Below are 25,202 nucleotides of genomic sequence, written 5' to 3'. Positions count from 1 at the left end.
AGATCACCCAACGGAGTGACCGGACGGCATACGTCGCTTTCCTTACAAGGCAGGACAGTTCACCGTGGTCACACCGGTTATCTCGTAACACAAGGTGGCACAAGCGACACCCGAGGCAGGGCTTATTCGGGGAGAGGAGGTTGGCGAACGAGGCAAAAGCATTCCGCTGGGACGGTTGTGAACAGGTTAAGCGAACACGTGCGCCCCTGTCCGGCGATTGAGAACGTAGGGTGCCCTCATGGCTAAGACGCACGACGGCGGGGGTCTGTCCAAGACCCAGCAGGCCGCCAAGTTCCTCGGTGTCAGCGTGCTGGCCGGAGCGGTCCTCGCCGGCCTCGCGCTCCCCGCCGCCGGCGCACTCGGCCTCGCGGCCAAGGGTTCGGTCGAGGGCTTCGACGAGATCCCGGCCAACCTCAAGAGACCACCGCTCAGCCAGCGGACCACCATCCTGGACGCCAAGGGCGGCGAGATCGCGAAGGTCTACTCCCGCGACCGCACCGTGGTGGACCTCAAGGACATGTCGCCGTACATACAGAAGGCGCTCGTCGCGATCGAGGACGCGCGCTTCTACCAGCACGGTGCCATCGACCTGAAGGGCATCCTTCGCGCGCTCAACAAGAACGCCCGTTCCGGCAACGTCTCCGAAGGCGCCTCGACGCTGACCCAGCAGTATGTGAAGAACGTCTTCATCGAGGAGGCGGGCGACGACCCGGACAAGGTCGCGCAGGCCACCCAGCAGACCATCGGCCGCAAGGTCAAGGAGCTGAAGTACGCGATCCAGGTGGAGAAGGAGCTCGGCAAGAGCAAGATCTTGCAGAACTACCTCAACATCACCTTCTTCGGGCAGCAGGCATACGGCGTGGAGGCCGCCGCCCAGCGCTACTTCAGCAAGCACGCCAAGGACCTGACGCTGGAGGAGTCGGCCCTGCTGGCCGGTATCGTCCAGTCGCCGAGCCGCTACGACCCGGTCAACGACCCGAAGGAGGCCACCCGGCGGCGCAACACCGTGCTCCAGCGGATGGCCGACCTGAAGGACATCACCCAGGCGCAGGCCGACGCGGCCGCCAGGAAGCCGCTCAAGCTGTCGGTCAGCCGCCCCAAGAACGGCTGCATCACCGCCACCAATGGCGCCGGCTTCTTCTGTGACTACGTCCGCGAGGTCTTCCTCACCGACAAGGCGTTCGGCGAGACCCGCAAGATCCGCGCACAGCGCTGGAACCAGGGCGGTATGACGATCCGCACCACCCTCGATCCGCAGACTCAGAAGTCGATCCAGGCGTCGATAGGTGATCACGTCTACGACGACGACCCGGTCGCCAGCGCGGCGTCCATCGTCGAACCGGGCACCGGCAAGATCCTCGGCATGGGCCAGTCGCGCCCCTACGGCTTCGGCGAGCACCAGACCCAGATCAATCTCTCGGTGGACCGGAGCATGGGCGGCGGCGCCGGCTACCAGCCCGGCTCGACCTTCAAACCGGTGATCGCGGCGGCCGCCCTGGAGCAGGGCATGAGCCCGTACAAGGAGTACTCCTCGCCGTACCGGATGGCCTACCCGAGCCCGGTGCAGACCTGCAACGGCGAGTGGAAGGGCCACGATTCCACCGAGAACGAGAACCCCGAGGAAGTCGGCCCGTACGGTATGAAGGAGGCGACCGCGAAGTCGGTCAACACCTACTACGTGCAGCTGATCAGCGATATGGGCATCTGCCCGGCGGTCAAGATGGCCGAGAACATGGGCGTCCAGCGGGCCGACGGCAAGAAGCTGGAGCAGGTGCCGTCGATGACGCTGGGCGTGCAGGAGATGTCGCCGCTGACGATGGCCGCCGGTTACGCCGCCTTCGCCAACGGCGGCCAGTACTGCTCGCCGGTCGCCATCGCGTCGATCACCGACGCCCAGGGCAAGGCGATGAGCGTGCCGCAGACCAGTTGCCGCCGCGCGATGTCCCAGAAGACCGCGGAGACGATCAACACCCTCCTCAAGGGCGTCGTCGAGGACGGCACCGGCAAGGAGGCCGGTCTCCAGGGCCGGGACAGCGCGGGCAAGACCGGTACCAGCGACAACCGCTACGCCGCCTGGTTCGTGGGCTACACCCCGAACGCGGCCGGTGCGGTCTGGGTCGGCGACCCGCAGCACCGGCGCAAGATGTTCGACATCAAGATCGGCGGCAGCTACCACGACAAGGTCTACGGCGCCGACACCCCCGGCCCCATCTGGCGCGACGCGATGTCCGGCGCCCTGGCCAACCGGCCCGCACCGCCCCTGCCCACTGTCGCGATCGACGACGGCGGCGACCCGGACCAGGGCGCCCCGGGCAACGACGACAACAAGGGCAAGGGGAAGGGAAAAGGCAAGGGCAAAGGCCAGCCGAACGGCAAGGGCAAGCCCGGCCACGGCGGCGACAACAAGCCGGGCGGCGGCTGGGACATCCCCGGCTTCCCCGGCACACCGGGCGGCGGCAACGGCGGCTGGTGAACCGGCTGTTGCCTGACCGGACAGCCACGGCCTGACGGGGGAACCACCCTCGTTGAACCTGCCGGACGACGTCACACCGAAGGGGCGCCCCCTACCTGGGGGCGCCCCTTCTCATGAGTGGAGTCGATGCGTACGTACGTCTACATCCACGTCTACATCTGCGTCTGTATCAGTATCTGCGTCTGCGTCATCGGGCACGGCCGGCGCGTCGGGCCTACCCGCTGCGCGACGAGGTCGCGCACCCTCCGCCTCTGCCGCCCCTGCCGCCCCTGCCGCCCCTGCCGCCCCTGCCGCCCCTCAGGCCAGCAGCTTCTTCACCGCGGCGGCCACCCGGCCACCGTCGGCCCGGCCCGCCACCTTCGGGTTCACGATCTTCATGACGGCGCCCATCGCGCGCGGCCCCTCGGCCCCGGCCTCCTTGGCCTCGGCCACGGCGGCCGCGACCAGCTCCGCCAGTTCCTCGTCGGTCAGCGGCTTGGGCAGGTAGTCGGCGAGCACCTCGCCCTCCGCGCGCTCCTGCTCGGCCTGCTCGATCCGGCCGCCCTTGTCGAACGCCTCCGCGGCCTCGCGGCGCTTCTTGGCCTCCCGCGCGATGATCTTCTCGACCTCGCCGTCCGACAGCTCACGCGCCGCGGTACCCGCGACCTCTTCCTTCTGGATCGCGGTCAGCGTCAGACGGAGGGTGGAGGAGCGCAGCTTGTCGTGCGCCTTGATCGCGAGGGTGAGGTCGTCGTGCAGTCTGGCCTTGAGCGTCGTCATGCCGTCGAGTATGCCCGTACGCACGGACAACGCCGAGCGATTTCGCCCCGGCACCCCGTGCCGGGCCCGCATCCGCTCCCCTCGGCGGCCCCGTCCGCCCTCCGCTCTGCGACGATGGGATACATGCGCGCGCGATACGGAGTACCCCTGTCCCTGACCGCAGTCGGCGCGGCCGGCCTGGCCTACGCCGCCGCCTTCGAAGTCCGCTCGTTCCGCCTCCGGCGCGTCACCGTGCCCGTACTGCCCCGCGGCATGCGGCCGTTGCGCGTCCTTCAGGTCTCCGACATCCACATGGTCCGCGGGCAACGCAAGAAGCGCCACTGGCTCCAGTCGCTCGCCGGGCTGCGCCCCGACTTCGTCATCAACACGGGAGACAACCTCTCCGACCCCGAGGGCGTCCCAGAGGCGCTGGACGCCCTCGGCCCGCTGATGGAGTTCCCCGGCGCGTATGTCTTCGGCTCCAACGACTACTACGGCCCCAGGCTGCGCAACCCCGCCCGCTATCTGACCGAGCGGTTCAAGGGACAGCACGGCCTCAACGGCAACGCACCCGCCGTGCACGCCGTCCACAACCCGTGGGAAGACCTGCGCGACGCCTTCGACGCGGCCGGCTGGATCGGCCTGTCCAATTCCCGCGGGCGCCTGAAGCTGGAGGGCACGGAGATCGCCCTGACCGGCCTGGACGACCCGCACATCAAGCGCGACCGCTACGCCGAGGTGGCCGGCGGCCCGGAATCCGGCGCCGATCTCTCCCTCGCCGTCGTCCACGCCCCCTACCTGCGCTCCCTGGACGCCTTCGCCACCGACGGCTACCCGCTGATCCTGGCCGGCCACACCCACGGCGGCCAGCTCTGCATCCCCTTCTACGGGGCCCTGGTCACCAACTGCGACATCGACCCGGAGCGGGTCAAGGGCTTGTCCACCCACACCGCGGGCGGCCACACCGCCTTCCTCCACGTCTCCGCCGGCTGCGGCACCAACCGCTACACCCCCGTCCGCTTCGCCTGCCCCCCTGAGGCCACGCTGCTCACCCTCACCGCGCGGGACTGAGGAGACGCGGGACTGAGGAGACGCGGGATCGGGGGGGCACGGGGAACCGAGGGCGCTCGGGTGCGGGCGGCCGGGGTACGTGCTCAGGGGGGCGCCCCGGGGCAGGGAGGCGGCCCGCGGCCCGGCCACCGGGAACCCGCGACCGACCAGGTCAGCCCCTCTCCCCCGCGTTCCGACAACCGGATTTCGCCTATGGGGATCAGTCCGCTAAAGTAGAGCTCGTTGCTTCGGGGTGTAGCGCAGCTTGGCAGCGCGCTTCGTTCGGGACGAAGAGGTCGTGGGTTCAAATCCCGCCACCCCGACTGAGAAGTAGCAGATCAGGGCCACCTAGGAACGTTCCTAGGTGGCCCTGACTCGTTGTGCGTGACTAAGTGCGTGACTAGCGCTGCGGATCCACCTTGAAGATGCCGTCCATGGCAACCGCTCCTGTCTGGATCACGGGGCGGATCTGCTTCCGGTAGACCTCCTCGGTGACCGCCGTCCCAGAATGCCCGACCAGACGCGAGATCTCTTCGAGCGGAACACCACTGTCCGACAGCAGCGAAACGAAGCTGTGACGTAGTTCACGTGGCGTCCACTCCTTGGCGCTCACCCCCTCCGCCTTGTTGATCGCTTGGCGGAAGGCTCTCCGGACGTTGGTCGAGTCGAGTTCCTTCCCGACGGCCGACGAGAAGACAAGCCCGTTCTCCTCCCAGGCGTCGCCGGCGGCCAGCCGATCCCATCCCTGGTCCTCCCACTGCTGCCACAGCACGTCGATGCAGCGAATCGGGAGGGCAAGGGTCCGTCGGGACTTCCGGGTCTTGGTGTCGCCGCCGGTGCGCACCGACCGCCATACCGCGATGTACGGCGGGACGGGCGGACTCGCGGCAGAGTCCCCCTTGAGGAAGACGTGATCCCATGCGAGTGCCCGCAGCTCTTCCGTACGCGCTCCCGTGAGCAGCGCCAGCACGATGTAGGCATGCATGGACGTGCCCTCAGCCGCTCTCAGGACCGCCTCAGCCTGCACCAGCGTCAGGGCCTTGGACGGACGCCCCGGCTGTCCCGTCGGAACAGAGCACAGCTCCACCACGTTGCGCTTCACCTTGTCTCGCACCATCGCCCGCTTCACAGAGCGGTTCAGGCAAGAGTGAATGCTCTGCAAGGTCCGTGTGCTGAGCAAATTCGCCTTCTGGGCAAGCCACTTATCCACGTCTTCCGCGCTCAGGTCCCGAAGCTTCCGAGCCCCGAGCGAGGGGATCACATGCGTTCGGCTGAGCGTCGTGCAGTTGTCGAGCGTGCCTTTGTCCTTGCCCGCCAACCCGTACAACAGCCAGTCGTTCACCGCGTTCTCCACCGTGTAGCCGGAGGGCGCGATGGCAAGGCCGTCTTCATGGTCCCGAAGGACTTCCCTCAGCTTGGTCTTGGCTTCGGTCTTGGTCTTGCCACTTCCGCGCTTCATGATGCGCTTGCCGCTGGGGTCGAAGCCCAGGCTGGCGGTAGCAATCCAGCGCTGTCGCGTCTCGTCCCAGTGCAGCCCGCCATCCCCGCGGCTCCGTCGTTTCGTCATCGGCGCGCACCTGCCTCACGTTCCAGCAAGTCCACGTACTCAGCAACCGCGGATACAGGAACGAGCCGCGTACGCCCCTCTTTGACAGTCCGCAAACGCCCGGCCCTGATCAGGTCGTACAAAACAGTTCGGCTCATGCCCAGAGCCCGCGTGGCTTCAGAGATCCGGTAAAGCACGGGCACGACCTCCGCTATTCGGCGGTCCGTCTTGATCACCATTCCCCCTCGGTGTCGTCGTCTTGGAGTTCCGCCAGGGCGGCGCGGGCGGTGTCGCGGTTGGTCTTGATGTCGCGGGCGATGTTGGCCGCGAGCCAGGACTCGCCGGGGGTGTGACCGTGGCCGGCATAGGCCCAGTGGGCGAGGGTCAGCGTTGTCGCTTCGGGATTGTCGTCAGGGTCGGGCAGGCCGAGAGCTTCGCGTTGCTGGCGGGCGCGGTAGTCAGCGCGGACCTGCCGGAGGGCGCCGAGGGTGGTGGAGTACTTGCGGGACTTGGTCGAGAAGTGGCCGCGGAAGCCGAGCATGTGAGCCCAGGCGGTGAGCTTGCGGTCGGGGTAGGCCGACGCGAGGTCGAAGCAGGCTTCCATCAGGCGGCGGGGGTGATCGGGGACGCCGAGGAGAAGGGCTGCTTCGCGGTTGCCGACGCGGCGGTCAACGGTGCCAGTAGTCTCAGCGGCCTTGGTGGCGTACTTGGCGACGTAGGAAGCCACGGCCTGTTCAGTGAGGTCTTCACCGGCACCGAACGCGCCGATGGGTTGGATGTCGATCTGTGTGCCCCAGCGCAGGTCCCATCCGGGATAGTCGTACTCTTCGGCGGCCGGAACGGTGACTTCGACACGGACGGCGGCGGCCCGGATGGCGTCGGTGAGCAAGTCGTGGGTGGCCCAGGCCGGGGGCGGAGTGTCGGGTCCGTCGGGTCCGTCGAAGCGGATGACCGCGTGGAAGTGGACGGCGCCGCGCTTTTGGTACTCGGCGACCTTGCCGAAGGAGACGCGGACCAGGCCGCGGGCTGCTTTCTGGGTGAGGCCGGCGTGGGCGGCGATTTCGCGGCGCAGGTAGATCGTGAAGTAGCGCCACAGGTCGGAAGCGTGGTTGTTCCACAGCACGGCGCCCGCGTAGTCGTAGGTGGCCGGGTCGAGGGCGGTGCCGAGTTCGGGTGCGTTGTCGGGGTGGTGGGTGCCGCAGCGGCAGGGGCGGTTGCCGGGGCGATTGTGGACGGGGCCGAAGGACGGGGCGGTGAGGGTGGCGAAGACTCGCGGGTGTTCGCGGACCGAGTGGGGCGTGCCTTTGGCCGGGTCGCCGGTGAGGCCAGCGCGGATGAGGTGGTAGGTGTCTCCGGCGTAGGTCCAGGCGCAGGAGGGGCAGCGGGAGGCGCGGCGGTTGCCGCACGCGACGCGGAGCCGTCCGCCGGGTTCTTTGTCGGTGGCGTAGGCGTGCAGGACGGTGCCGGTGGCCGGGTCGAGGGTCTTGGTGGAGCCGATGAGGTGGATCGGGTCGGAGCAGCCGCCGGTGCGGCGGATCTGTTCGTGTAAGCGGTCGAAGCCGGGGTCCCCGGCCACCCTGAGGAGGTCCCCCAGGGTGGCCGGGTCCAGGCCCGCCGCGGTGGCGGTGTCGGTCACACGATCACCTCTTGCCGGCATGTGCGGAAGGCCGTGCCGATCCATTCCGTGAAGGCAGGCGGGATCGCTTCCGTGAGTTCTTCGCGGACGTCGGTCCAGGTAATGCCCATCGCGGCCTGCATTTCGGGCACGGTGGCCTTGCCGCCGCCGGAGCCGTAGGCGGCGACGTATGGGCCGTCGCGGCGGACGCCATGACGGTGGCCGCGGACGTAGCCGCGGTGCCGGGGGTGCGGGGGCTGCGGGGTGGCCCAGTGGCCGAGTTCGAAGTTGCGGTGACGCAGGACACCCAAGCCGAACATCTCACCGCACAGGGTCAGGTCTTTGCGGATCTCGGCACGGCCGTTCGGCTGTTCAATCACGTACGGCAGCCCGGTCGCGTCAAGAAGCTCGTGGGTGGCGTCGATGAGGTCGGTGTGGGTGCCGCCCCAACCCTGCGACCGGTTCGTGCCAACCGTGAGGGCACAGCCGGCTTGGCAGGGCGGGGAGGCGTGCACGAGCTCGTACCGTGCGATCTCTCCTGTGGTGATCAGGTGGGCGAGGTATTCCAGGGCGTCGCCCCGGTGGTAGGCGAAGGGGTAGCGGGGGCGGTCGGTGATGTCCACACCGTCTACCTCGAAGCCGGCGCGGTAGTAGCCCATGCCGGCGCCGCCGGAGCAGCAGAACAGGTCAAGGACCCTCAGACCCTTGCGGTCGATGACGCTCACTTGCCCTCCTGCCGGTTGTCGTGCTGGGTGTGGGTCTCGATCCACTCCTCCGCGCACACCTTGTGGACGGGCTTGCCGCGGTCGGAGCGGAGCGGAGTCGGCTTGGTGCAGATCACACAGGGCTTGTCGCCGGTGCGGTCGAAGTGGGAGCTGTCGCGCCAGTTCAGGAGAGCCACGGCCGTCACCGCCCGGCGTGGATCGGGGACGGCGCGGCGAGCCAGGCGGGGGCGTACCCGGCACCGTGGCAAGACCGGCAGGTGACGGGGACGAGGACGCGGGAGCCGTCCTGGTGACGGGTGCCGGTCGTGATGGCGGCGGTGGAGAAGCCGTCGCAGGACGGGCAGACGCGAGCGTCGGTCGGCACGTGCTGGGGCATGATGGGTCTATCCCTTTCGGGTCCTTGGATCTGGGATGGGTTGAGGCACCCGGGGCGGCGGATACTTGGCAGTGGAGGCCGCCCCGGGGGCTGTCAGCGGCGCCGGGTGCGCCGGGGCTTGGAGTAGGCCGGCGGGATCGCGTCGTAGGCGTCCTTGCCGTTCTCGAACGCGGCACGGTCGGCGTCGCTCGTGTCCTTGCTGATCTGCCGGTCGATGCGGCGCGCGGTCTTGCGGTCGCCGTGGCGCTTGGAGATGGCGTACTCGCGACCGAGTTCGGTCATGGCCGGGTCGTCGGAGCTGTCGTTGGTCTTGCGGCTGAACAGGCCCATGGCGGGGCGTCCTTTCATCGGGGTGTGTTGTTGCGTCGGCCGTGACCCTTGGCCACGTACATGGCCGCGTCGGCGGCCGAGAGGGCGTCAGTGAGGGTCGGCACCGGGAGCTGGTCACGGACGCAATAGCCGACCGAAGCCGACACCGGCAGGAGGTGACCGTTGTGCATGACCGACTGATCCAGCGCGGCCCAGAGGTCGAAGAGGCTGACCGTGCCGAGGGTGGGGACGATGGCGGCGAACTCGTCTCCGCCGAGGCGGGCGGCGATGCCGTGGCGACCACACCAGTGGGCCAGGCGTTCGGCGGTGGCGGTGAGGACCGCGTCCCCGGCGGCGTGGCCGTGGCTGTCGTTGATGGTCTTGAAGTCGTCCAGGTCAATCAGGAGGACGAGGGCACCGGGGTGCTTGGCCAGCATGTGTTCGGCGCGGGTGGTCCATCCGGCGCGGGTGTGGAGGCCGGTCAGGGGGTCGCGGCGGGCGGTGGCAAGACGGCGGGTGAGCAGGCCGCTGTGAAGGGCCCAGCCGATAGCGGGTAACGCGGCGGCGAGTGCGGGGACCTCCATGTCAGTCACCGGGCCTTGTTGTTGAGGAGCGAGCGCAGGACGACGGCGCACAGCGCGACGGACGCGGCGGTGATGGCGGTGGCCAGGAGCAGGGAGACCAGTACCGTGCCGACGACGAGGACGGCGGCGGCTCCACCGGCGGCGACCGTGACCAGCGCACCGGGGGTGAGCGGCACAGACCGGCGGGGCGGCGCGACCGGAACGGGCACCGGGGAGGTCTCCGAGGTGACGGTGGTGGCGTTCTCGGCCGGGACGAGCGGGGTGGCCGGCTGCATGACCGGGGCCGGGGCCGGCGTCGAGGCGGTGTCACCGGACGGGTATTTCGGGGTGAGCATGGCGACTCCTGTCAGAGGTTGCAGCGGTGGGTGCGGGCAGCGAGTTCGGCGGCGGAGCGGTCGCGGTAGTCGGCGGAGAAGCCGCAGCCGGGGGCGGTGCAGGCGGCGGTGTGCTTGGTGCGTCCGCGGCCGTCGTGGTGACTGCCGACCTGGACGGGGCCGATGCGAAGCACGTCGTAGAAGCGGTTCGGGCGCGGCATCAGATCAGCCGTCCTGCCCGGTGAAGTCGCCGACGTGGTCAGCGAGCCACTGCTTGATCTCGGGCTGTTCATCCTCGGTGGCCTGGTTGATGGCAGCCTCTCCGACGTGCATGGCGTCAACGAGGCGGTTGTTGCGGGTCAGTTCCGCGGAGTACTCCAGCGCATTGCGGATGGACGGACGCATGGTCAGCTGTCCTTTCAGGCGAGTTGGGCGGTGATGGCCTTGGCGAGCCCCAGCGGGACGCCGAGGCGCGTGCGCAAGATCTCGACGTCGATCGGTGAGCCGGTGGTGGCGCGGTGGGTGTCGGCGACCTTGCGGGCGTGATCGAGCAGAGCCGGGGGCACGGCCACGGCCGGCACGGGCGCCGACACGATGACGGGCGGCTGTTCCGGGGTGGGCTCGGGTGCGCGTTCCACGCTGACTTCCGGCGCCGGACCCGGATCGGGAACGAGTGGCAGAACGGGGTCGGACTCGGCCACTGTGGTTTCCGGTTCGGCGGGTGCTGTGGCCGGGGCGTGGGCGAGGAGCGTGCCGCCGAGGAAGGCGAGCGCGGGCCATCCTGCGACGAGGATGCGCAGCCAGGCCGGTACGTGGTGCAGGTCGAGGAGTCCGGCGGTGGCGACGTTGGCACCCAGGGACGCGGCCAGGGCGATGACGAACCAGGTCCAGGCGGCGCGGGTGGCCCCGTCGGTGCCGTGCAGGGTGCGTAGCCGGTGCCAGGCCGCGACGAACAGCAGATCGACGGAGACGGGGTAGGCCCAGGCTTTCCAGCCGTCCTGTCCGGCAGCTTCGGCCAGGTCGTGCAGGTGGGCGAAGGACAGGGCGCCAGCGATCACGGCCTGAATCAGAACGGCGTCCGGGCGGATCTTGCGGAACACGTAGAACACCTCCTATCGAGGTGGTGCCGGGCCGGGCGGGCGGTGTCGTCCGCCCGGCGCCAAGTGGTCAGGATTTGGAGGCGATGCCGGTGCCGAAGCAGTCGAGGCAGAAGCCCTCCTGCTGGCCGACCGTGCGGCGGTGGCGACCGACGCGAACCGTCACCAGGACCACTCCGGAGCCCTGACAGGTCGTGCAGTCGGTCTGCTCGGCCGGGGCCGCGGCTTTCTTCGCGGGACGGCGGGCGGTGGCCTTGCGTGTAGCCACGGACTGTCTCCTTTCTATGAGCCGTTCCGGGCATGGGAGGGGTAGGGACTTGGCGCGAGGCGGTCACGCCGGCCGTGGAAGGCGGGGGGCTACTTGGTGACGGGAAGGACCTTGACCAGCGACGGGCCGCCCGTGGACACGGGGCCGGCGGGGATGTGCGGCCGGAACGGGGCCAGCGCCGGGAGGTCAGGCGTCAGGTGGGCGTACTGCTGGCAGACGGCCACGGCTTCGGCCGAGGTGGTCTCGGGGGTTCGGATGCGGGACCACCCACCGGAGGAGTCGCCGGCCACTGCCACACCCGGGCGGTCCGGGGCGATGGTCGTCACGGCCGAGACAGCGTCGGGAGCGATGTCCCCCAGACCCATCTCCGCGGTCTGCTTGTCATTGACGCGGTGGATCACACGGCCCGTGAGCTGCGCGCGCAGCATGGTGGCGCCCTTGCCGAGTTCGGAGCCGAAGCGCTGGCCACAGACCTCCAAGTAGATGCCGACCGCGCGGGCCATCTGCGCGAGACGGATCATCTGCATGACCATCCGGTCCCGGCGTTCCTCATCCTTCTTCGCTGCGGTCAGGAACAGCTCCGCCACCTCATCCACGAGGATCACGAGCGGCACAGGCCGTGCATCCTTGGGCAGATCCCACAGATCCGAGACCTGATGGACACTCAGCACCCTGAAACGCGCTTCCATCTCGGCCACCAGGACATCGAGCAAGTGGGAGGCTTCATCAGGAGTCGTGGCCAGCGCGGAGAGCCGGGGAGCGAAACGGCCTTGCTCCACACCACGCTTGCAGTCGATCCCCACCAAGCCCACCGGCAGCTTCGCTAAGCCGACGATAAGACTGCGCTGATACATCGACTTGCCCGACTGGTTCGCACCCAGCGTCAGGCTGTGCGGCACCTCGCGGTAGTCGCGCACGAACGCCGTACCGTCATCGCGCAGCGCAACCGGAACGACCAACGGGCCGAACTTGCCGCGGCGTGGCATCCGCACCCGCTTAAGCACGTCGTAGCCAGTCATCCGCAGTTCGACCGTTCCCGGCTTGGCCTCCACCACACGGACGGAATGCACACCCCAGGCGTGCCGCAGACGCTCCGACGCGGCAGCCACGTCCGCAGGCTCAAGACCCGCAGGAAGCCGGAGCGTCACACGCAGCCCGGTCGAGACTCCGCGCACCCGGCGAACCTTCGGCGGGACCGGCTGAACATCCCGCCGGCGGGCGACATTACGAGCCAGGAACGCCCGCAGCGACGACGGCTGTACCGTCAGCCCGCACACATCCATCGTGGAGCGGTAGGAGACGGTGAACCGGGCCCAGGTGACCGGCAGACCCACCAGCGACCAGTACACCCGGGGCGCGCGGGCCTTGGCGTAGCCGAGACCACCGACACCGGCCAGCGGCGCGGCGATCTCCAGCAGCGTGGACACGTCCGACACGGTCAGACCCCCACCGTGATCGCAACCGCGCGGAACGCGATGCCGTGACGCTTCTCGCCGTTGAACTCGTTCTCCCAGTCCCGGGCCTTGAGACCAACCACCGAGACCGGCATGCCCGGGGTCAGCCCCTCCGGGACACCCGTCTGCGGAACGGACACCTGGTAGAGGTTCCCCTCTCCCTCATCCGAGATCAGCAGGCCCACGGTCATCATGTTGGCGCCCGTCTCGCTGTCCGTGGCGACCTCACCGGTCCGCTTGTTCTTCATCTTCGGCGCCGGCGCAGTCGCGACGAACACGACCGCGGTCGAAGTGTCGATCTTGAACGAAGGCATGCGTCTCTCCTTGAATCCGGCCGCTCGGGCGGAGCGGCTACATCTCTAGAGAAGCCGAGATCTCTAGAGATGTCAATCAGGTCTCTAGAGAAGATCGAAAATGCCAGCTCAGGAGGGCAGGAGAGACATGACCGGGACGGTGAACTAGGGTTGTCTAGAGATGAGGAAGGAGGGTGAGTTTTTATGGCTAACCAGGGCAAAAACCGCCAGCCGAAGTACCAGGTGATCGCGAGTGACCTCAAGGCGGCGATCGAGGCGGGCGACTACAGCCCCGGTGACCGGTTGCCAGGCGAAAACGACCTCATGGCCACCTACGAGGTAGCCCGCATGACCGCCCGCCAGGCGATCGGGGTCCTGCAAAGTGAGGGTCTGGTCGAGGCGCGGAAGGGGGCCGGAGTGTTCGTACGCAACTTCCGCCCGCTGCGCCGGCAGGGCATCAAGCGACTCTCCGAGCAGCAGTGGGGCAGCGGTCACTCGATCTGGGCCGCCGACCTGGGAGACCGCACGCTCAACGTGGATCAGGTCGAGGTGCGCGAGGATGCCGTACCCGACCACATCGCGCCCGTGCTGGACGTGGCCCCGGGCACCACTGTCTGCGTGCGAAGCCGGCGGTTCGTACTCGACGGCAAACCGGTCATGCTGGCTACCAGCTACCTGCCCGCCGCACTCGTCGCGGGCTCACCCATCACGCAGAAGGACACCGGCCCCGGCGGTATCTACGCGCGCCTCGGTGAGCTGGGGTACAAGCCGGTCCACTTCCGCGAGGAGATCCGTTCACGGATGCCGTTGCAGGCCGAGACTGATGCGCTGCAACTCTCGCCCGGGACACCCGTCATGTTGGTGTGCCGCACGGCGTACGCGGAGGACGGCAACCCTGTCGAGGTCAACGAGATGACGCTTGATTCCGCGTCGTATGTCCTGGAGTACGCGTTCGACGCGTGAGGACCCTCAGTCGGACCATGTACGACCGATGCGGGCAACCGCGTAGATGCGCTCCACCTCATCAGGCGCGAGCACTGGGGACATGCCGCTGAGCCTCGACGGCAGATCATCGGCGGCCAGGACGAGGACCGGCGGCGCGGCCTGACGCACTTCGAGTTTCGCGGCGCCCACCACGGCAAGAACGGGCCGAGCCTTGACGGTGAAGCCGCAGGCGCGGGTGAGCGCCGCCGATGCCTTCCGCGCTTCACTGAGGCTGGCCGGGATGTGCCGGGTCTTACCGCCGTTGACGGTTATGGCGCGGTCGCCGTACCAGACCTTCTTGCCCTTGTGGTGCTTGGAGTTCACAGTGAACACTCCTGGCGGGCCGATCACCAGGTGGTCCACGTCTGTGCCGGACGGGTACTGCACGGCGTGCAGGGTGTACCAGCCGCGGCCGAGGCTGCGCAGACGACGCGCGGTATGACGTTCCCCGACGAGCCCTTGGCGCCAGCTTCTCAGTTCCCGGGTGCTGTCTGCCTTCGACCAGCGGGACAACAGGCGTTTGACCGCGCTCGGTTCCAGCTCGATGAGCTTGCGGCGGACTGCATCACCGGGGCGGTTGGCTGCGAGATCACCGTCAGGGTTAGACATGTCAGTCCCGAGTGGCCGGCGGCAGGAGAATCCCAAACTATCCGTCGGGAGCAGGGTTGTTACAGGTTTCTCTACCTCATCAAGCCCTCCCTCCGGTCGGGGAAGGGGGCGGGGAAGGGGAGCACTCCGGGGTTCTCGCGGGTGGTGCCGTTCCCTTTGCCAGGTCTCCAGGTGCCAGTCACGTTGGATCTGCCCATTGAGCCCGTAGAGAGCCGATGGAGGCCAGCAGCCACCCTTCCACCTCATCGGTCAGCACCAGGCGCACCGGACCCCACGGGAACCTTCGGCTTGTGGCTCTGGCCTGGCGGGTGCTCTTGCCTTCGGCATCCGGCGCGCCGGTCAACGGCTTTGCAGCCGCCGCTACGAAGCACACCCCACCGGCCCGCACGAGCGGGCCGGCGCGGGCACGGGGACTCGGGCGCCGCTTTCGCCTGCGGCACGCTCCGCCCGGCCCCCGGCCCCGCGCCACCGAAGTTGCCCCGGGGTTCTCCGTACACGCTTTGCCCCGCCCAAAAGCAGCGCCGGAACGAGCAGACACCCCACCAGCCGACACCACCACTCACACCTCCCCGAAAGATCGGCCGCAGCCACCACCCCAGGACAGGCCGAGCAGTCACCAGGCACCCGTAGCCCAGGAGCGAGTCCAGGCGGGAGCCCCGGGGGCGGCGAGGAAGTGTGAGGAAGAAGGTGGTGGGGTGGGGCGGAAACGGTGGGCGGTTTACGTGACGGGCGCACCGCCTACCGCGGCACGGGACTTGGTTCCCCCGAAAGGGCAAGCTACGGAAGGGGTGGGGGCGGGGCAGGCGAGCGCTCCGGGCAGAACGGCCGGCGGGGGCCGATCGCCGTACCGACGTCGTCATGGGTGCGAGAGCATGAGCGGACCGAACCCTGAACCGTGGCCGAGGGGGGAGCTATCTGCTGCCGCGATGTGGCTCATCCCGTCTTGGGCGCTCCGCTCAGCGCGCCACCCTCGTGGCAAGTTGGGCGATCCGGTGAGTGTCTAACTGCGCTACAACGGTCACGTACCAAGGCGAACAACCACGGACGCTCACGAACCGTTGCCGCAGGTCAGCAGCGAGCACTCTCCAGGTCACAGCGGCGCCCAGATTGCTTCGGGACGAAGAGGTCGTGGGTTCAAATCCCGCCACCCCGACTGAGAAGTAGCAGATCAGGGCCACCTAGGAACGTTCCTAGGTGGCCCTGACTCGTTGTGCGTGGCCAACTGCGTGACTGTCATTCCGGCGTGGACTTTTGAGGATGCCGTCCAGGAGGCGGCGCCGGTCTGGATTTCGAGGCGGCTCCGGTCAGAATTACAGGGCGGCTCCGGTCCGGATTTCGGGGCGGATCCGCTGCCGGTCCGCTGCCCGCAGACCTCGCGGTGTGGCCGCCTCCGGACCGTCTGCCGCGCAGGCGCCTCACATATCGGTGGCCGCTTGGTTGATGACATCGCTGTAGAGGCGGAAGAGGCGGACGCTCTCTCCTTCCGGGCCCGGCCCCGGCTCCAAGGCCGAGGCCGGCTCCTCGTGGTCGGCCAGGAGTGACCAGCACCGGGCGACGAGCTCACGGGCCTTCGTGCCGGGCCAGGGTTGAGAGAGAAGTTCGGGCGGCAGTAGCGGGTCGGGCTCCATGGCGCGGGTGAACTCGGCGGCGAGTTCGACCGCGATGGTGAGCCGCTGGGCCTGGGGGAGATCCTCGGGTGCGCGGAGTCGGGCGAGACGTGGTCCGGTCACGGTGGTGAGGCGGTGGTAGCGGTCGGCTATCTCCGCTTGCGGCCACCAGAGGCGAGCGAGCGCCGCGGGATCGCGTTCGCTGCCGTGCCGCAGGTCGTCCGTGGTCAGGAACGAGACATGGTCGAGGACGCCGAGGTGGCGGACCTGCTCCTCCACATACGGCTCCCAGGCGTTCGGGCTGACGTAGAGGCCGCCTTGGACGGGGCCGCCGCCCAGGCGCGTGAGGGCGGTGCGCAGTGCGTCGCGTGCCACGCGTGCGGTTTCGGGGACGGCGAAGGCGACCAGGTGCCAGGTCCCGTCCCAGGGGGCGAGGCCGGCGTCCTGCCGGTAGGCGTGGGCGACGAAGTCGGCGTCGGGGCCCAGCACTTGCTCCGTGGCGTCGGTGGCCCTCAGCAGCGCCTTGCGGCCTCTGCCTTCCTGCGTGAAGCGTCCCTCGACCACCAGCCGCTTGATGCACAGGCGCACCTGCTGATCGCTCATGCCCAGCAGGGACGCGGTGGCGTAGACCTCGCCGGTGTCGACCGTGTGATCGGTGCGGACCAGCGCCTCGACGAGCATCCGGGTGGGGACCCGCACGACGGGCGTTGACGTGTCGCGCGGGGAAGTCATGGCGTGGCGGGCCTTTCGGGTGTGGACGACGGTACGGCGCGGGCTGAGCGCGGTGCGCGGCCCGGGTGAACGCGCGGAAGAGGGTGGGAGCCGGTCACGCCGAGGCCGGTCGCCCCGGCGCGGTGCCGTTACGGCGGCGTCGAGGTCATTCACGCGCACCGCACCACACCACACCACACCACCAGATCATAAACTATCGAAATATTTACGATCGTTTTCAATGGATCGTCGGCCGGTGCGGTGTCGCGATCGGCGCGGCGTCCTGGCCTCACCCGCTACGCGCTGGTGCGCACCGCGTACGGCACACGGCACACGGCACACAGCGGCAGCCGGTCCAGTCCGCCCAGAATTCGTCAGGCACGGCGGCGGACTCCGCGGCCCGTTCGATCTGCGGCAGATGGCCGGGGCAGATGGCCGGTGCGGGCGAACAGGTGGGTGCGGGCCCGGGGGGGGCGGTCGCCGCGTTGGTGAGGTGGGTAACGGGCAGGATGCGGTCCTGGGCGCCCCGGACGACGAGGGTGGGGATGTCGAGCGCCTCAAGTGCGGCCAGCAGGCTCCCGCGCCAGTCGGCGCGCACCCCGCTCAACGAACCGAAGGCACGGGCCACTTGGCGCATCGCCTTTGCCGCGTCCGGTCGCCGGGCCCGTTCCCGGGCCAGCGCGATGCGTAGGGGGTGGCGAAGGCCGGGTGGCGGAAGAGGGAGCGCTCCGTCGTCCGCGCGCCGTACTCGTCGGGGCGCAGCAGGAGCCGCCAGAGCACCGGCAGGTCGAGGGCGCGCAGCATCCAGGTGACCTCACGGCCGATTCCGGCACTGTCGGCCAGAGCCGGCGAGGTCACCCGGGCGGGGTCGTGGACGGCGAGCCGCATCGCGACGGCGCCGCCCGGCGAACTGCCCACCACGTGCGCGGGAGCGGTGACCCCGAGCCGGTCCAGGGTCTCCGCGACATGCTCGGCCAACGCCCCGAGCCGGAGGTCCGGCAGGGGCTGGGACCGGCCGGAACCGGCCAGGCCGGAACCGGCCAGGTCGGGGGCGAACAGCCGCCGCGCGGACAGCGTGAGCGTGCGGCGCAGCGGCTACCAGCCCTCCAGGCTGCGGCCGATGCCGTGCGGCAGGACCACCGGCCGCCCGGTGCCCGTGGCCCGGTAGCGGACGCGGTACCCGTCCACGTCCACGAATGCCGCGAAGGACTCACTCGTCACGGCCGGCCTCCGCCACCTCGGCGATCGCACCGTCGTGGCCCGCCCCGGTACCGACGAGGGTGGGCACCTCACGGGCCGGACCGGCGAAGAACCGCTCGGCGGGCGCTTCCGGTCCGGGAGCCGGGAGCCGTCCTTCCGGGGCACGGGTTCCGCGCCCCGGAAGGAACCTCGGCGGGTACGGACTCCCCCGCGGTGCCGTCAGCCCAAGAGGCCCCCGTCGTCGTACTGGCCCATCCACCAGCCGTTCCGGCAGACCCGGCCCTCGGGGTCGATGTCTCCCTCGGCGTAGTTGCCGCTGCCGGTGGTCTCGCCGTTCGGACCGTGGAACCAACTGGTGTAGTAGTACCGGCAACCGGCTGCGGCCGTACCAGGGGCCGCCTGCGCCGCCGGGACGAAGGACAGGGCGGCACCGGCCGCACACGCCACGGCCAGCGCGGCACGTGTGAACACTCGCACGCGAATCACCTCTCGTTGGCGGGCACGCGTCACGCACCCGGGGGAAGCAATGTTCCGTGGATGCCGGGAAGTTATGGGGGAAAGCCCTTCAAATCACCTGAAGGCAGGTGTCTCTTTCCCCGGCGGAAGATGCTTCTCCGGATGCGTCCCGGCGCCGCGGATGACGGGGAAGGCGGGCGGCGAACGGAGCGGAACGGCGCGGGGCGGGGCGGTTTACGGGCGGTTCCGGTACGCGGCGGACGGCTGTCCCCATGGGACGTATGTCCCGGGCTGCCCCGGGGTCGGCCGGCGCCCCGCCGTCCACCGGTACACCGGCCGTCCTTCGCCGCGTCACCCGTCCTGCGGCGGGCCCGCCGTGTCGAGGGCCGTGCCCACCTGGTCGGCGAGGGTCACCGCGACGAGGCGAGCCGGCAGTGGGGGCACCGAGCCCGGTGTGGGGGTGAGCATGAACCGGCCGTAGTAGCGGCCGCGGGCGCTCGCCCGCAGTTCGATCTCACCCGGGGGCCAGCCGGTGTGGTCGAGGTCCCAGCGTCTGCGGCCGACGGCCACGCCGCCGTCCTGCTCCAGGCGCGGCGGCCGGCCCATCAGCGTGCCGTACTCGAAGCGGCAGCCGCGCAGCAGGAGCAGTCCGGTCAGTTCCTGTCGTACGTGGTCGACCACCGCGTCGGGCGAGGCCGCGGTCCGGGCCAGGGCGGCGGTGTCGTGGACGCGTGCCAGGTGCGCCGCATCGGTCACCGTGATCACCTTCAGCCGCCGTTCCCTGGCGGCCAGCTGCGAGACGATCAGCCCGACGATCAGGAGCAGCACGGCGGTCGCGACATCGACCGCGTCGGTGATGGCGAACCGCTGGTACGGGCGGGTGAGGAAGAAGTCGAACCACACCGTGGCCGACAGCGCCGCGAGTGCGCCCGCGACACGGTTGCCGGCGGCCGCCACCGCGACCACCACCACGACGAGTATCAGCGCCGCGTTGGTGTCCGAGAGGTCCGTACGGAAGGGCACGAGTGCGAGCGCGACCAGGAACGGGCCCACGAGCGCGGCGAGCACCGCGATCCGGTCCCGCAGCGGGTATCCGGTCCATCCGGTCACACACGCCACCTCTCCACCTCTCCATCTCTTCGGATCGGTCCGTCGGCGTACTGCTCCGTCTTCGCTCTGGGTACCACGGCCGCGGGGCGCACGCGCGGCGGAAGGGGCGGCCCGGCGGCGGGAGAGACGGTGCCGGTAACGGTGGCGGTAACGGTGGCGGAGCGGACGGCGGTGGGGCGGCGGGCCGGTGGCGGGACGACGTATCCGCGTGGCGTCTCGGCATCAGCCCAAGGCCCCCGCTTCCGGGCTGCGCACGGTTCCGGCGGTGCTCGGCACGCGCCCTCCATCGGCCCGTACGGATACGTCGTCCGCCCCGTGTTGCCCAGTCTGGGACGGACGTGTCCGACTCCGGGACGCTTTGACGCCGTGCTGACGCGGATGACGGCGGTCTTGACGGAGCGGTGACGGGGGCCGGACGACGCTCGTCCGGCGCGCGCCGGACGACGCCCGAAACGCGCGCGGAACGACCCCCGTAACGCGCGCGGAACGACCCCCGTAACGCGCGCCCCGGACTACCGGTCGCCGCCGGTGGCCCGCCAGACGACCGGCTGCGCGCCCTGCCCCTTGCCCTGGAAGACGACGGTGACCGGGCGGTCGCCCCTCGGCAGCAGGTGGATGGAGCATTCGGTGACGGTGGCCCGCGGCCGCACCATCCGGTGCGGGACGGACTCGGGGCACTGGCCGACCCCGGGGCCGCCGATGTCCAGCAGCAGCATCTTCTTCGCTTCCCGGCCACCGGCGCTCCGCAGCACCACGCCGTCCTTCATGCTCGGCAGCAGGTCGTACTTGCCGTTGTTGCGGTACTCGATCGTGACGTAGTACGGGACCATCTTCTTGGTCTCCGCACTCAGGTCGAAGCGGCCCAGATCGGCCAGTGTCCCGGTCCGTACGCCCTTCGGCGTGATGTGCACGGGGACAGAGTGGTCGTAGGTGTCCTGCGTGACGGAGTCGGCGGGCCGGCCGGCGGGGAGCACCCCGGCGGTATTCCCCTCGGCGGCGACGCCGTCGATGTCCCAGAGGAAGGTGTCGCCCCCGTCGTCCTTGTAGGAGACGGTCGCCACCTGCCGGTCCTTGGGCAGCATGAAGATCTGGCAGAGCGCCGCGGTCTCACCGGCGGCCAGCTGCGCCCGGCCGCTCTCGCGGCACTCGTCGGGCTGGCCCGAGCTGGTGGCCAGCGGATTGGTCCGGAAGAGGGAGACCGGCTGCCCGGCCCGCCCGTCCACACCGTTGACCGAGAAGTTGCCCGCCGGGTCCATCTTGCTCACCGGAGCCTTGCCGGTGTTGGTGTACGAGAAGGTGAGGTAGTACGGCACCATCCCCTTGAGGTCGTCGTCCAGCCTGACGTTCTCAAGGTTGGCCGCGTCGCCCCGGGCCAGCCGGGTGGGCGTGACCCGCAGCGGGTGCGCCTGATGGCCGGAGTCGGTCCAGGTGACCGCACGCGGCGTGGGCGGCAGCGGCAGTGGCTCGGCGGCCACGACGGAGGCGGATGCCCCGGGGGACGCCTTCCCTCCGGTGGCCGCACCGGCACACCCCGCGGCCAGCAGCATGACCACACCCGCACCCACGGCACCCGTTGTTCGCCTGCGCACCCGCACCATTCCCCCGTTGATCCCGGACCGCTGTTCCGGGTCCCTGTTCTCGGACCGTTGTTCTCGGACCGCTGTTCTCGGCCCGTCCGTGCCCCGCTCCGGGCAGGCCCGACAGACTAACCGGCCGGGGGCGGAGCGCCCGGCGCCGCCCCCGGTCGCGCACCGGCGCCTCCACCAGCCCCCGCCTGCCCCCACCTGCGATGACTCCGCCATGGCGGACGGACCGCCGGGAAGACGTACGGCAGCCGTGAAGTCGTACGGCACCTCTTCAGGACGTACGCGTCGCCTTCAGCGAGTACATGAGGGGGATGCGGGGACGGTCGGCGGGGAGGCGGTAATAGCCGTCGGCGCCGCGGCGCAGGTCGGCGAAGCGCTGGAAGAGCGTCACGTCGTGCTCGTGCAGGAAGTCGATGCGCAGCCCGGCGGCGGCCAGGGCGGTGACGACGTCGCCGAGGGTGTGCGTCCATTCGACGCTGCGGTTGTGGACCGTGGGCGCGTCGATATCCGTGTAGGTACCGGAGGTCTCGTCCACCCAGGCGTCGTGGCGGAAGTAGTCGTGGGTGATGCGCGATCCCGTCCCGTCGTCGAGGGCGTCGCACAGCGGGTGGAATTCGGCGAGGTAGAGGAAGCCGCCGGGGGCGACGAGGGAGGCGGCCGTCGCCGCCCAGCGGCCCAGGTCCGGGAGCCAGTTCAGCGCGCCGATGCCGGTGTAGACGATGTCGTAGGAGGTGTCGGGGACGGCCTCGACGGCGTCGTAGACATCGGCGGTGACGAAGGACGCGCGGTCGGGGCCGTAGCCGAGTTCGGCGGCCAGTTCGCGCGCGGTCTCTGTCGCCCGTTCGGAGAAGTCCAGGCCGACGACGCGGGTGGCGCCGCGGTGGGCCCAGGAGAGGGTGTCCTGGCCGAAGTGACACTGGAGGTGGAGGAGGCTCCGGCCGGTGACGTCGCCGACCTCCGCCGCCTCGAAGTCCCGGATGACGTCCCGGCTGTCGCGGAAGCCCGCCTGGTCGTAGAAGTCGCTCAGGGTGTGGATGGCGACGCGTTCGTCCCACCTCGCACGGTTGGCCTCGCGCCAGTCGTCGGGTCCCGTATGTGCACGCATGCCGCGAAGTTATCCACAGGCTCACGGCCTCGCCAACGGAATTACGGCGGCCAGGCGCAGAATGGGGCCATGACTGACGAGACCAAGGGCTCCGACCACGCCATCGCCCGCGACCCCGGCCACACCACCACTCCGGCCCCTTCCCACAACTCGACCGGCCCGGCCGGATCAGCGGGAGCCGGCATGCCGGACTGGGAGAAGCGGTTCCGCGCCCCGCGGATCGGGCTGCCGGACTGGGCCGAGGACGCCCCGGACCGGTCCCTGTTCCTCTCGAATGCCACGGGCACCTACGAGCTGTACGCGTGGGACCGGGCGACCGGCGGTCAGCGGCAGGCCACGGACCGGCCGAACGGCACGACGGACGGCACGCTGTCGCCGGACGGCGAATGGATCTGGTGGTTCGCGGACACCGACGGGGACGAGTTCGGCGTCTGGATGCGGCAGCCGTTCGCGGGCGGCGCGGATGAGCCCGCCACCCCGGGGCTGGCCGCCTCGTACGCGAGCGGGCTGGCGATCGGCCGGGACGGCACGACGGTCGTCGGGCGCTCCACGGACGAGGAGGGCTCGACGATCCATGTCGTACGGCCCGGGGAGCCACCGGTGGAGATCTACCGCCACCGCGAGTCGGCGGGCGTCGGCGACCTCTCCCACGACAGCACCCTGATCGCCATCGAGCACACCGAGCACGGCGACGCGATGCACTCCGCGATCCGCGTCGTCCGCCCGGACGGTTCGACGGTCGCGGAGCTGGACGACACCAAGGGCGGCACCGAGGAGCTGGGCCTGTCGGTGATGGGCTTCGCACCGGTGGACGGTGACACCCGGATGCTGGTGGGCCATCAGCGGCGGGGCCGCTGGGAGCCGATGCTCTGGGATCCGCTGACGGGTGTGGAGACGGCGCTGGCGATCGAGCTGCCCGGTGATGTGGCCGCGGACTGGTATCCGGACGGTTCGGCGCTGCTGGTGGAGCACGAGTACCAGGCCCGCAGCGAGCTGTGGCGCTACCAGCTGGGCGGGGCCGGTGACGCGGCCGGCCCGCTGCTGACCCGGGTCGAGACCCCGGCGGGCACGGTCTCGGGCGCGACGGCCCGGCCGGACGGGACGGTGGAGTTCCTGTGGTCCTCGGCGGCGCAGCCGTCCGAGGTCCGCTCGACGAGCGGCGCGGTCGTCCTGGACCCGCCCGGGATGAAGGCGCCCGCTTCGGTACCGGTGACGGACGTCTGGGTGGACGGCCCCGGCGGGCGTATCCACGCCCTGGTGCAGCAGCCGGCCGGCGAGGGGCCGTTCCCGACGGTCTTCGACATCCACGGCGGCCCGACCTGGCACGACAGCGACGCGTTCGCCTCGGCCCCGGCGGCCTGGGTGGACCACGGCTTCGCGGTCGTCCGCGTCAACTACCGCGGCTCCACCGGTTACGGCCGCGCCTGGACGGATGCGCTCAAGCACCGCGTCGGGCTGATCGAGCTGGAGGACATCGCCGCGGTGCGCGCCTGGGCGGTCTCCTCCGGGCTGGCCGATCCCGGGCGGCTGGTGCTGGCGGGCGGTTCGTGGGGCGGCTATCTGACACTGCTGGGGCTCGGTACGCAGCCGGAGGCGTGGGCCGTCGGTCTGGCGGCGGTCCCGGTCGCGGACTACGTCACGGCGTACCACGACGAGATGGAGGCCCTCAAGGCGATGGACCGGACGCTGCTGGGCGGCACGCCGGAGGAGGTACCTGAGCGTTTCGAGGCGTCCTCGCCGCTGACGTACGTGGACGCGGTGCGGGCCCCGGTCTACATCTCCGCGGGCGTCAACGACCCGCGCTGCCCGATCCAGCAGGTGGAGAACTACGTCCAGCGGCTGGCCCGGCGCGCCCACCCGCACGAGGTCTACCGCTACGACGCCGGGCACGGCTCCCTCGTCGTGGAGGAGCGCATCAAGCAGGTCCGCCTGGAACTCGACTTCGCGCGACGGCACGTGGGCGGCCCGGGGGCCTGACCCGCACCGGGCGCCGGGCCGGCGCCCGGCCGGGAGCGGCCGTCCCCGGCCGGGCGGCCGCTCGGCCGTCCGTGGCCCCGCGCGGCGGCCGGACGGTCGCCCGGCGGGACGTACCGGCTCAGACGTGCGGCACCGGTGTGCTCTCGTCCGCTGCCCGCGCGCCCGCGTCCGGTTCCTCCGCCGCCGGCGTCCCCGGTGTCTCGTCCGCCGGCACGATGCCCAGTGCCGCGTCCCTGGCGGCCTCGGCCTCGCGGCGGAAGAGGCGGAACCACATGAAGACGACGAAGCCCGCGAAGACGAACCACTCGCCGGTGTAGCCGAGGTTCTGGAACGCCTTCAGGTCCAGCCCGGTGCCCTGGGCGGCAGCCGGCGGGACGGCGCGCAGCGGGGCCTGGGTGTCGGTGAGCGTGATCCACGCGTCGTAGACGTCGTACGGCACGATGTTCACCAGCGACGCCGCGCTGATCATGCCGAGCTGGCCCGGCGGCAGTCCGCCGTCGGCGTGCACCCCGGTGCTGCCCTGGTTCTCGGACGCCTGGAGCGCCCCGGTGACCGTCACCTCGCCCTTCGGCGGGGCGGGCACCTTCGCCGCGTCGGCCCGGTTGCCCGGGTCGCCGGGCAGCCAGCCCCGGACGACCGGGAGGGCCTTGCCGTGGTCCGTCCGCAGCAGGGTCAGGACGTAGAAGCCCTGCCGCTTGCCCTGCTTGTCCTCCACCGTACGGCCCGGTACGAGGAGTTGGTGGTCCGCGTCGTAGCGCCCGCGGGCGCCGGCCTGGTGCCCGGAGGTGACGGTGTCGACCGGCAGCAGGCTGTCCAGCGGGCGGGCGGCCGCGGCCTTGGCGTCGGCGGCGCGGACCTCCTGCTGCTGGTGGGTATCGACGCGCGCCTCGAAGCGGCTCAGCTGCCAGCTGCCCATGAAGATGCAGAAGGGGATCGCCAGTACGGCGAAGACGTTGATTCCCCACCACCGCGGGGTCAGCAGGAACCGGTACACGCCTTCAAAGGTACGGGGCCA

General features: G+C 70.2%; 30 protein-coding genes and 1 tRNA gene. 5 read left to right on the top strand and 26 right to left on the bottom strand.

The genetic code is table 11. The annotated features are described in order from the left end of the window. Positions 1-238: 238 nt before the first annotated feature. On the top strand, positions 239-2,473 hold the full coding sequence (locus ACLJWH_RS30255) for a transglycosylase domain-containing protein (RefSeq protein WP_411144954.1): 2,235 nt from the start codon (positions 239-241) through the stop codon (positions 2,471-2,473). A gap of 297 nt (positions 2,474-2,770) precedes the next feature. Here ACLJWH_RS30255 and ACLJWH_RS30250 read toward each other — a convergent pair whose 3' ends face one another. Further along, positions 2,771-3,232 carry a GatB/YqeY domain-containing protein gene (locus ACLJWH_RS30250; RefSeq protein WP_411144953.1) on the bottom strand — a complete coding sequence of 154 codons (462 nt, stop codon included), beginning with the start codon at positions 3,230-3,232 and terminating at the stop codon, positions 2,771-2,773. A gap of 123 nt (positions 3,233-3,355) precedes the next feature. Between ACLJWH_RS30250 and ACLJWH_RS30245 the strand changes: the two genes are divergently transcribed. Both ACLJWH_RS30245 and ACLJWH_RS30240 read left to right on the top strand, forming a co-directional pair. Next, the gene (locus ACLJWH_RS30245) at positions 3,356-4,282 is read left to right on the top strand and encodes a metallophosphoesterase (RefSeq protein WP_411144952.1); all 927 of its coding nucleotides are present in this window, start codon (positions 3,356-3,358) and stop codon (positions 4,280-4,282) included. 228 nt (positions 4,283-4,510) lie between these two features. After that, a tRNA-Pro gene (locus tag ACLJWH_RS30240) sits at positions 4,511-4,584 on the top strand. A gap of 77 nt (positions 4,585-4,661) precedes the next feature. On the opposite strand, the gene xerC is transcribed toward ACLJWH_RS30240, so the two are convergent. The 15 genes from xerC to ACLJWH_RS30165 form a co-directional block, all read right to left on the bottom strand. After that, positions 4,662-5,828, bottom strand: coding sequence for a tyrosine recombinase XerC (gene xerC, locus ACLJWH_RS30235; protein WP_411144951.1), 1,167 nt, complete (start codon positions 5,826-5,828; stop codon positions 4,662-4,664). After that, positions 5,825-6,046 carry a helix-turn-helix domain-containing protein gene (locus tag ACLJWH_RS30230; protein WP_411144950.1) on the bottom strand — a complete coding sequence of 74 codons (222 nt, stop codon included), beginning with the start codon at positions 6,044-6,046 and terminating at the stop codon, positions 5,825-5,827. Before ACLJWH_RS30230 ends, xerC begins: the two co-directional genes overlap by 4 nt. Continuing rightward, positions 6,040-7,443, bottom strand: coding sequence for a replication initiator protein RepSA (repSA, locus tag ACLJWH_RS30225; RefSeq protein ID WP_411144949.1), 1,404 nt, complete (start codon positions 7,441-7,443; stop codon positions 6,040-6,042). The genes ACLJWH_RS30230 and repSA overlap by 7 nt, the downstream gene beginning before the upstream one ends. Continuing rightward, entirely contained in the window at positions 7,440-8,081 is a 642-nt protein-coding gene (locus ACLJWH_RS30220; protein ID WP_411145001.1) for a DNA methylase, read from the bottom strand. The genes repSA and ACLJWH_RS30220 overlap by 4 nt, the downstream gene beginning before the upstream one ends. Positions 8,082-8,143: 62 nt before the next feature. Then, positions 8,144-8,323, bottom strand: a complete 180-nt coding sequence (locus ACLJWH_RS30215; protein ID WP_411144948.1) for a hypothetical protein — start codon at positions 8,321-8,323, stop codon at positions 8,144-8,146. 5 nt (positions 8,324-8,328) lie between these two features. Then, positions 8,329-8,523: a hypothetical protein gene (locus tag ACLJWH_RS30210; protein WP_411144947.1), complete on the bottom strand. Its 195-nt coding sequence runs from the start codon at positions 8,521-8,523 to the stop codon at positions 8,329-8,331. A gap of 93 nt (positions 8,524-8,616) precedes the next feature. Further along, entirely contained in the window at positions 8,617-8,853 is a 237-nt protein-coding gene (locus tag ACLJWH_RS30205; RefSeq protein ID WP_411144946.1) for a hypothetical protein, read from the bottom strand. Between the two features lie 14 nt (positions 8,854-8,867). After that, positions 8,868-9,416, bottom strand: a complete 549-nt coding sequence (locus ACLJWH_RS30200) for a GGDEF domain-containing protein (RefSeq protein WP_411145000.1) — start codon at positions 9,414-9,416, stop codon at positions 8,868-8,870. 5 nt (positions 9,417-9,421) lie between these two features. After that, positions 9,422-9,751: a SpdD protein gene (locus tag ACLJWH_RS30195; protein WP_411144945.1), complete on the bottom strand. Its 330-nt coding sequence runs from the start codon at positions 9,749-9,751 to the stop codon at positions 9,422-9,424. 11 nt (positions 9,752-9,762) lie between these two features. After that, positions 9,763-9,951, bottom strand: coding sequence for a mobile element transfer protein (locus ACLJWH_RS30190; protein ID WP_411144944.1), 189 nt, complete (start codon positions 9,949-9,951; stop codon positions 9,763-9,765). Positions 9,952-9,955: 4 nt separating this feature from the next. Beyond that, complete coding sequence (locus ACLJWH_RS30185; RefSeq protein WP_411144943.1) at positions 9,956-10,135, bottom strand: hypothetical protein; 180 nt, start codon at positions 10,133-10,135, stop codon at positions 9,956-9,958. Between the two features lie 14 nt (positions 10,136-10,149). Continuing rightward, a complete protein-coding gene (locus ACLJWH_RS30180) occupies positions 10,150-10,830 on the bottom strand; it encodes a DUF2637 domain-containing protein (protein ID WP_411144942.1) in 681 nt (226 codons plus the stop codon). Between the two features lie 67 nt (positions 10,831-10,897). Continuing rightward, a complete protein-coding gene (locus ACLJWH_RS30175; RefSeq protein ID WP_411144941.1) occupies positions 10,898-11,095 on the bottom strand; it encodes a hypothetical protein in 198 nt (65 codons plus the stop codon). A gap of 89 nt (positions 11,096-11,184) precedes the next feature. After that, positions 11,185-12,531 (bottom strand): FtsK/SpoIIIE domain-containing protein, encoded by a 1,347-nt coding sequence (locus ACLJWH_RS30170; RefSeq protein ID WP_411144940.1) that lies wholly within the window; start codon positions 12,529-12,531, stop codon positions 11,185-11,187. A 2-nt stretch (positions 12,532-12,533) separates the two neighbouring features. Next, positions 12,534-12,863, bottom strand: a complete 330-nt coding sequence (locus ACLJWH_RS30165; RefSeq protein ID WP_411144939.1) for a hypothetical protein — start codon at positions 12,861-12,863, stop codon at positions 12,534-12,536. A 183-nt stretch (positions 12,864-13,046) separates the two neighbouring features. Between ACLJWH_RS30165 and ACLJWH_RS30160 the strand changes: the two genes are divergently transcribed. After that, a complete protein-coding gene (locus ACLJWH_RS30160) occupies positions 13,047-13,805 on the top strand; it encodes a GntR family transcriptional regulator (RefSeq protein WP_411144938.1) in 759 nt (252 codons plus the stop codon). A gap of 6 nt (positions 13,806-13,811) precedes the next feature. Here the strand turns inward: ACLJWH_RS30160 and ACLJWH_RS30155 are convergent, their stop codons facing one another. The 9 genes from ACLJWH_RS30155 to ACLJWH_RS30115 form a co-directional block, all read right to left on the bottom strand. Beyond that, on the bottom strand, positions 13,812-14,435 hold the full coding sequence (locus tag ACLJWH_RS30155; protein ID WP_411144937.1) for a nuclease-related domain-containing protein: 624 nt from the start codon (positions 14,433-14,435) through the stop codon (positions 13,812-13,814). Between the two features lie 1,415 nt (positions 14,436-15,850). Beyond that, a complete protein-coding gene (locus tag ACLJWH_RS30150; RefSeq protein ID WP_411144936.1) occupies positions 15,851-16,774 on the bottom strand; it encodes a PaaX family transcriptional regulator C-terminal domain-containing protein in 924 nt (307 codons plus the stop codon). A 268-nt stretch (positions 16,775-17,042) separates the two neighbouring features. Continuing rightward, the gene (locus ACLJWH_RS30145; protein WP_411144935.1) at positions 17,043-17,381 is read right to left on the bottom strand and encodes a hypothetical protein; all 339 of its coding nucleotides are present in this window, start codon (positions 17,379-17,381) and stop codon (positions 17,043-17,045) included. Beyond that, a complete protein-coding gene (locus tag ACLJWH_RS30140; protein WP_411144999.1) occupies positions 17,357-17,782 on the bottom strand; it encodes an alpha/beta fold hydrolase in 426 nt (141 codons plus the stop codon). The genes ACLJWH_RS30145 and ACLJWH_RS30140 overlap by 25 nt, the downstream gene beginning before the upstream one ends. 66 nt (positions 17,783-17,848) lie before the next feature. Beyond that, on the bottom strand, positions 17,849-17,974 hold the full coding sequence (locus ACLJWH_RS30135; protein WP_411144934.1) for an alpha/beta fold hydrolase: 126 nt from the start codon (positions 17,972-17,974) through the stop codon (positions 17,849-17,851). A gap of 198 nt (positions 17,975-18,172) precedes the next feature. Continuing rightward, positions 18,173-18,430, bottom strand: coding sequence for a hypothetical protein (locus ACLJWH_RS30130; protein ID WP_411144933.1), 258 nt, complete (start codon positions 18,428-18,430; stop codon positions 18,173-18,175). 330 nt (positions 18,431-18,760) lie between these two features. Further along, positions 18,761-19,519: a DUF4118 domain-containing protein gene (locus ACLJWH_RS30125; RefSeq protein WP_411144932.1), complete on the bottom strand. Its 759-nt coding sequence runs from the start codon at positions 19,517-19,519 to the stop codon at positions 18,761-18,763. A gap of 512 nt (positions 19,520-20,031) precedes the next feature. Continuing rightward, positions 20,032-21,084, bottom strand: coding sequence for a hypothetical protein (locus tag ACLJWH_RS30120; protein WP_411144931.1), 1,053 nt, complete (start codon positions 21,082-21,084; stop codon positions 20,032-20,034). A gap of 292 nt (positions 21,085-21,376) precedes the next feature. Further along, positions 21,377-22,210, bottom strand: a complete 834-nt coding sequence (locus ACLJWH_RS30115) for a methyltransferase domain-containing protein (protein WP_411144930.1) — start codon at positions 22,208-22,210, stop codon at positions 21,377-21,379. Positions 22,211-22,393: 183 nt separating this feature from the next. Here ACLJWH_RS30115 and ACLJWH_RS30110 point away from each other — a divergent pair, with 183 nt between their 5' ends. Continuing rightward, entirely contained in the window at positions 22,394-24,187 is a 1,794-nt protein-coding gene (locus tag ACLJWH_RS30110; RefSeq protein ID WP_411144998.1) for a S9 family peptidase, read from the top strand. Between the two features lie 118 nt (positions 24,188-24,305). Here ACLJWH_RS30110 and ACLJWH_RS30105 read toward each other — a convergent pair whose 3' ends face one another. Next, positions 24,306-25,181, bottom strand: a complete 876-nt coding sequence (locus tag ACLJWH_RS30105) for an SURF1 family protein (protein WP_411144929.1) — start codon at positions 25,179-25,181, stop codon at positions 24,306-24,308. Positions 25,182-25,202: the final 21 nt, after the last annotated feature.

Origin of the sequence: Streptomyces sp. x-80 (assembly GCF_046549095.1) — a bacterium.
Classification (GTDB): domain Bacteria; phylum Actinomycetota; class Actinomycetes; order Streptomycetales; family Streptomycetaceae; genus Streptomyces; species Streptomyces celluloflavus.
This window is presented reverse-complemented; position numbering and strand designations above follow the sequence as displayed.

Excerpts from the sequence above, each read along its gene's own strand:
- ACLJWH_RS30110 (WP_411144998.1), top strand. The coding sequence starts at position 22,394 with ATGCCGGACTGGGAGAAGCGGTTCCGCGCCCCGCGGATCGGGCTGCCG.
- ACLJWH_RS30195 (WP_411144945.1), bottom strand. The coding sequence starts at position 9,751 with ATGCTCACCCCGAAATACCCGTCCGGTGACACCGCCTCGACGCCGGCC.
- ACLJWH_RS30185 (WP_411144943.1), bottom strand. The coding sequence starts at position 10,135 with ATGCGTCCGTCCATCCGCAATGCGCTGGAGTACTCCGCGGAACTGACC.
- ACLJWH_RS30165 (WP_411144939.1), bottom strand. The coding sequence starts at position 12,863 with ATGCCTTCGTTCAAGATCGACACTTCGACCGCGGTCGTGTTCGTCGCG.
- ACLJWH_RS30250 (WP_411144953.1), bottom strand. The coding sequence starts at position 3,232 with ATGACGACGCTCAAGGCCAGACTGCACGACGACCTCACCCTCGCGATC.
- xerC (WP_411144951.1), bottom strand. The coding sequence starts at position 5,828 with ATGACGAAACGACGGAGCCGCGGGGATGGCGGGCTGCACTGGGACGAG.
- ACLJWH_RS30205 (WP_411144946.1), bottom strand. The coding sequence starts at position 8,853 with ATGGGCCTGTTCAGCCGCAAGACCAACGACAGCTCCGACGACCCGGCC.
- ACLJWH_RS30115 (WP_411144930.1), bottom strand. The coding sequence starts at position 22,210 with ATGCGTGCACATACGGGACCCGACGACTGGCGCGAGGCCAACCGTGCG.
- ACLJWH_RS30190 (WP_411144944.1), bottom strand. The coding sequence starts at position 9,951 with ATGCCGCGCCCGAACCGCTTCTACGACGTGCTTCGCATCGGCCCCGTC.
- ACLJWH_RS30155 (WP_411144937.1), bottom strand. The coding sequence starts at position 14,435 with ATGTCTAACCCTGACGGTGATCTCGCAGCCAACCGCCCCGGTGATGCA.
- ACLJWH_RS30150 (WP_411144936.1), bottom strand. The coding sequence starts at position 16,774 with ATGACTTCCCCGCGCGACACGTCAACGCCCGTCGTGCGGGTCCCCACC.
- ACLJWH_RS30245 (WP_411144952.1), top strand. The coding sequence starts at position 3,356 with ATGCGCGCGCGATACGGAGTACCCCTGTCCCTGACCGCAGTCGGCGCG.
- ACLJWH_RS30210 (WP_411144947.1), bottom strand. The coding sequence starts at position 8,523 with ATGCCCCAGCACGTGCCGACCGACGCTCGCGTCTGCCCGTCCTGCGAC.
- ACLJWH_RS30220 (WP_411145001.1), bottom strand. The coding sequence starts at position 8,081 with ATGGGCTACTACCGCGCCGGCTTCGAGGTAGACGGTGTGGACATCACC.
- ACLJWH_RS30230 (WP_411144950.1), bottom strand. The coding sequence starts at position 6,046 with ATGGTGATCAAGACGGACCGCCGAATAGCGGAGGTCGTGCCCGTGCTT.
- ACLJWH_RS30255 (WP_411144954.1), top strand. The coding sequence starts at position 239 with ATGGCTAAGACGCACGACGGCGGGGGTCTGTCCAAGACCCAGCAGGCC.
- ACLJWH_RS30200 (WP_411145000.1), bottom strand. The coding sequence starts at position 9,416 with ATGGAGGTCCCCGCACTCGCCGCCGCGTTACCCGCTATCGGCTGGGCC.
- ACLJWH_RS30160 (WP_411144938.1), top strand. The coding sequence starts at position 13,047 with ATGGCTAACCAGGGCAAAAACCGCCAGCCGAAGTACCAGGTGATCGCG.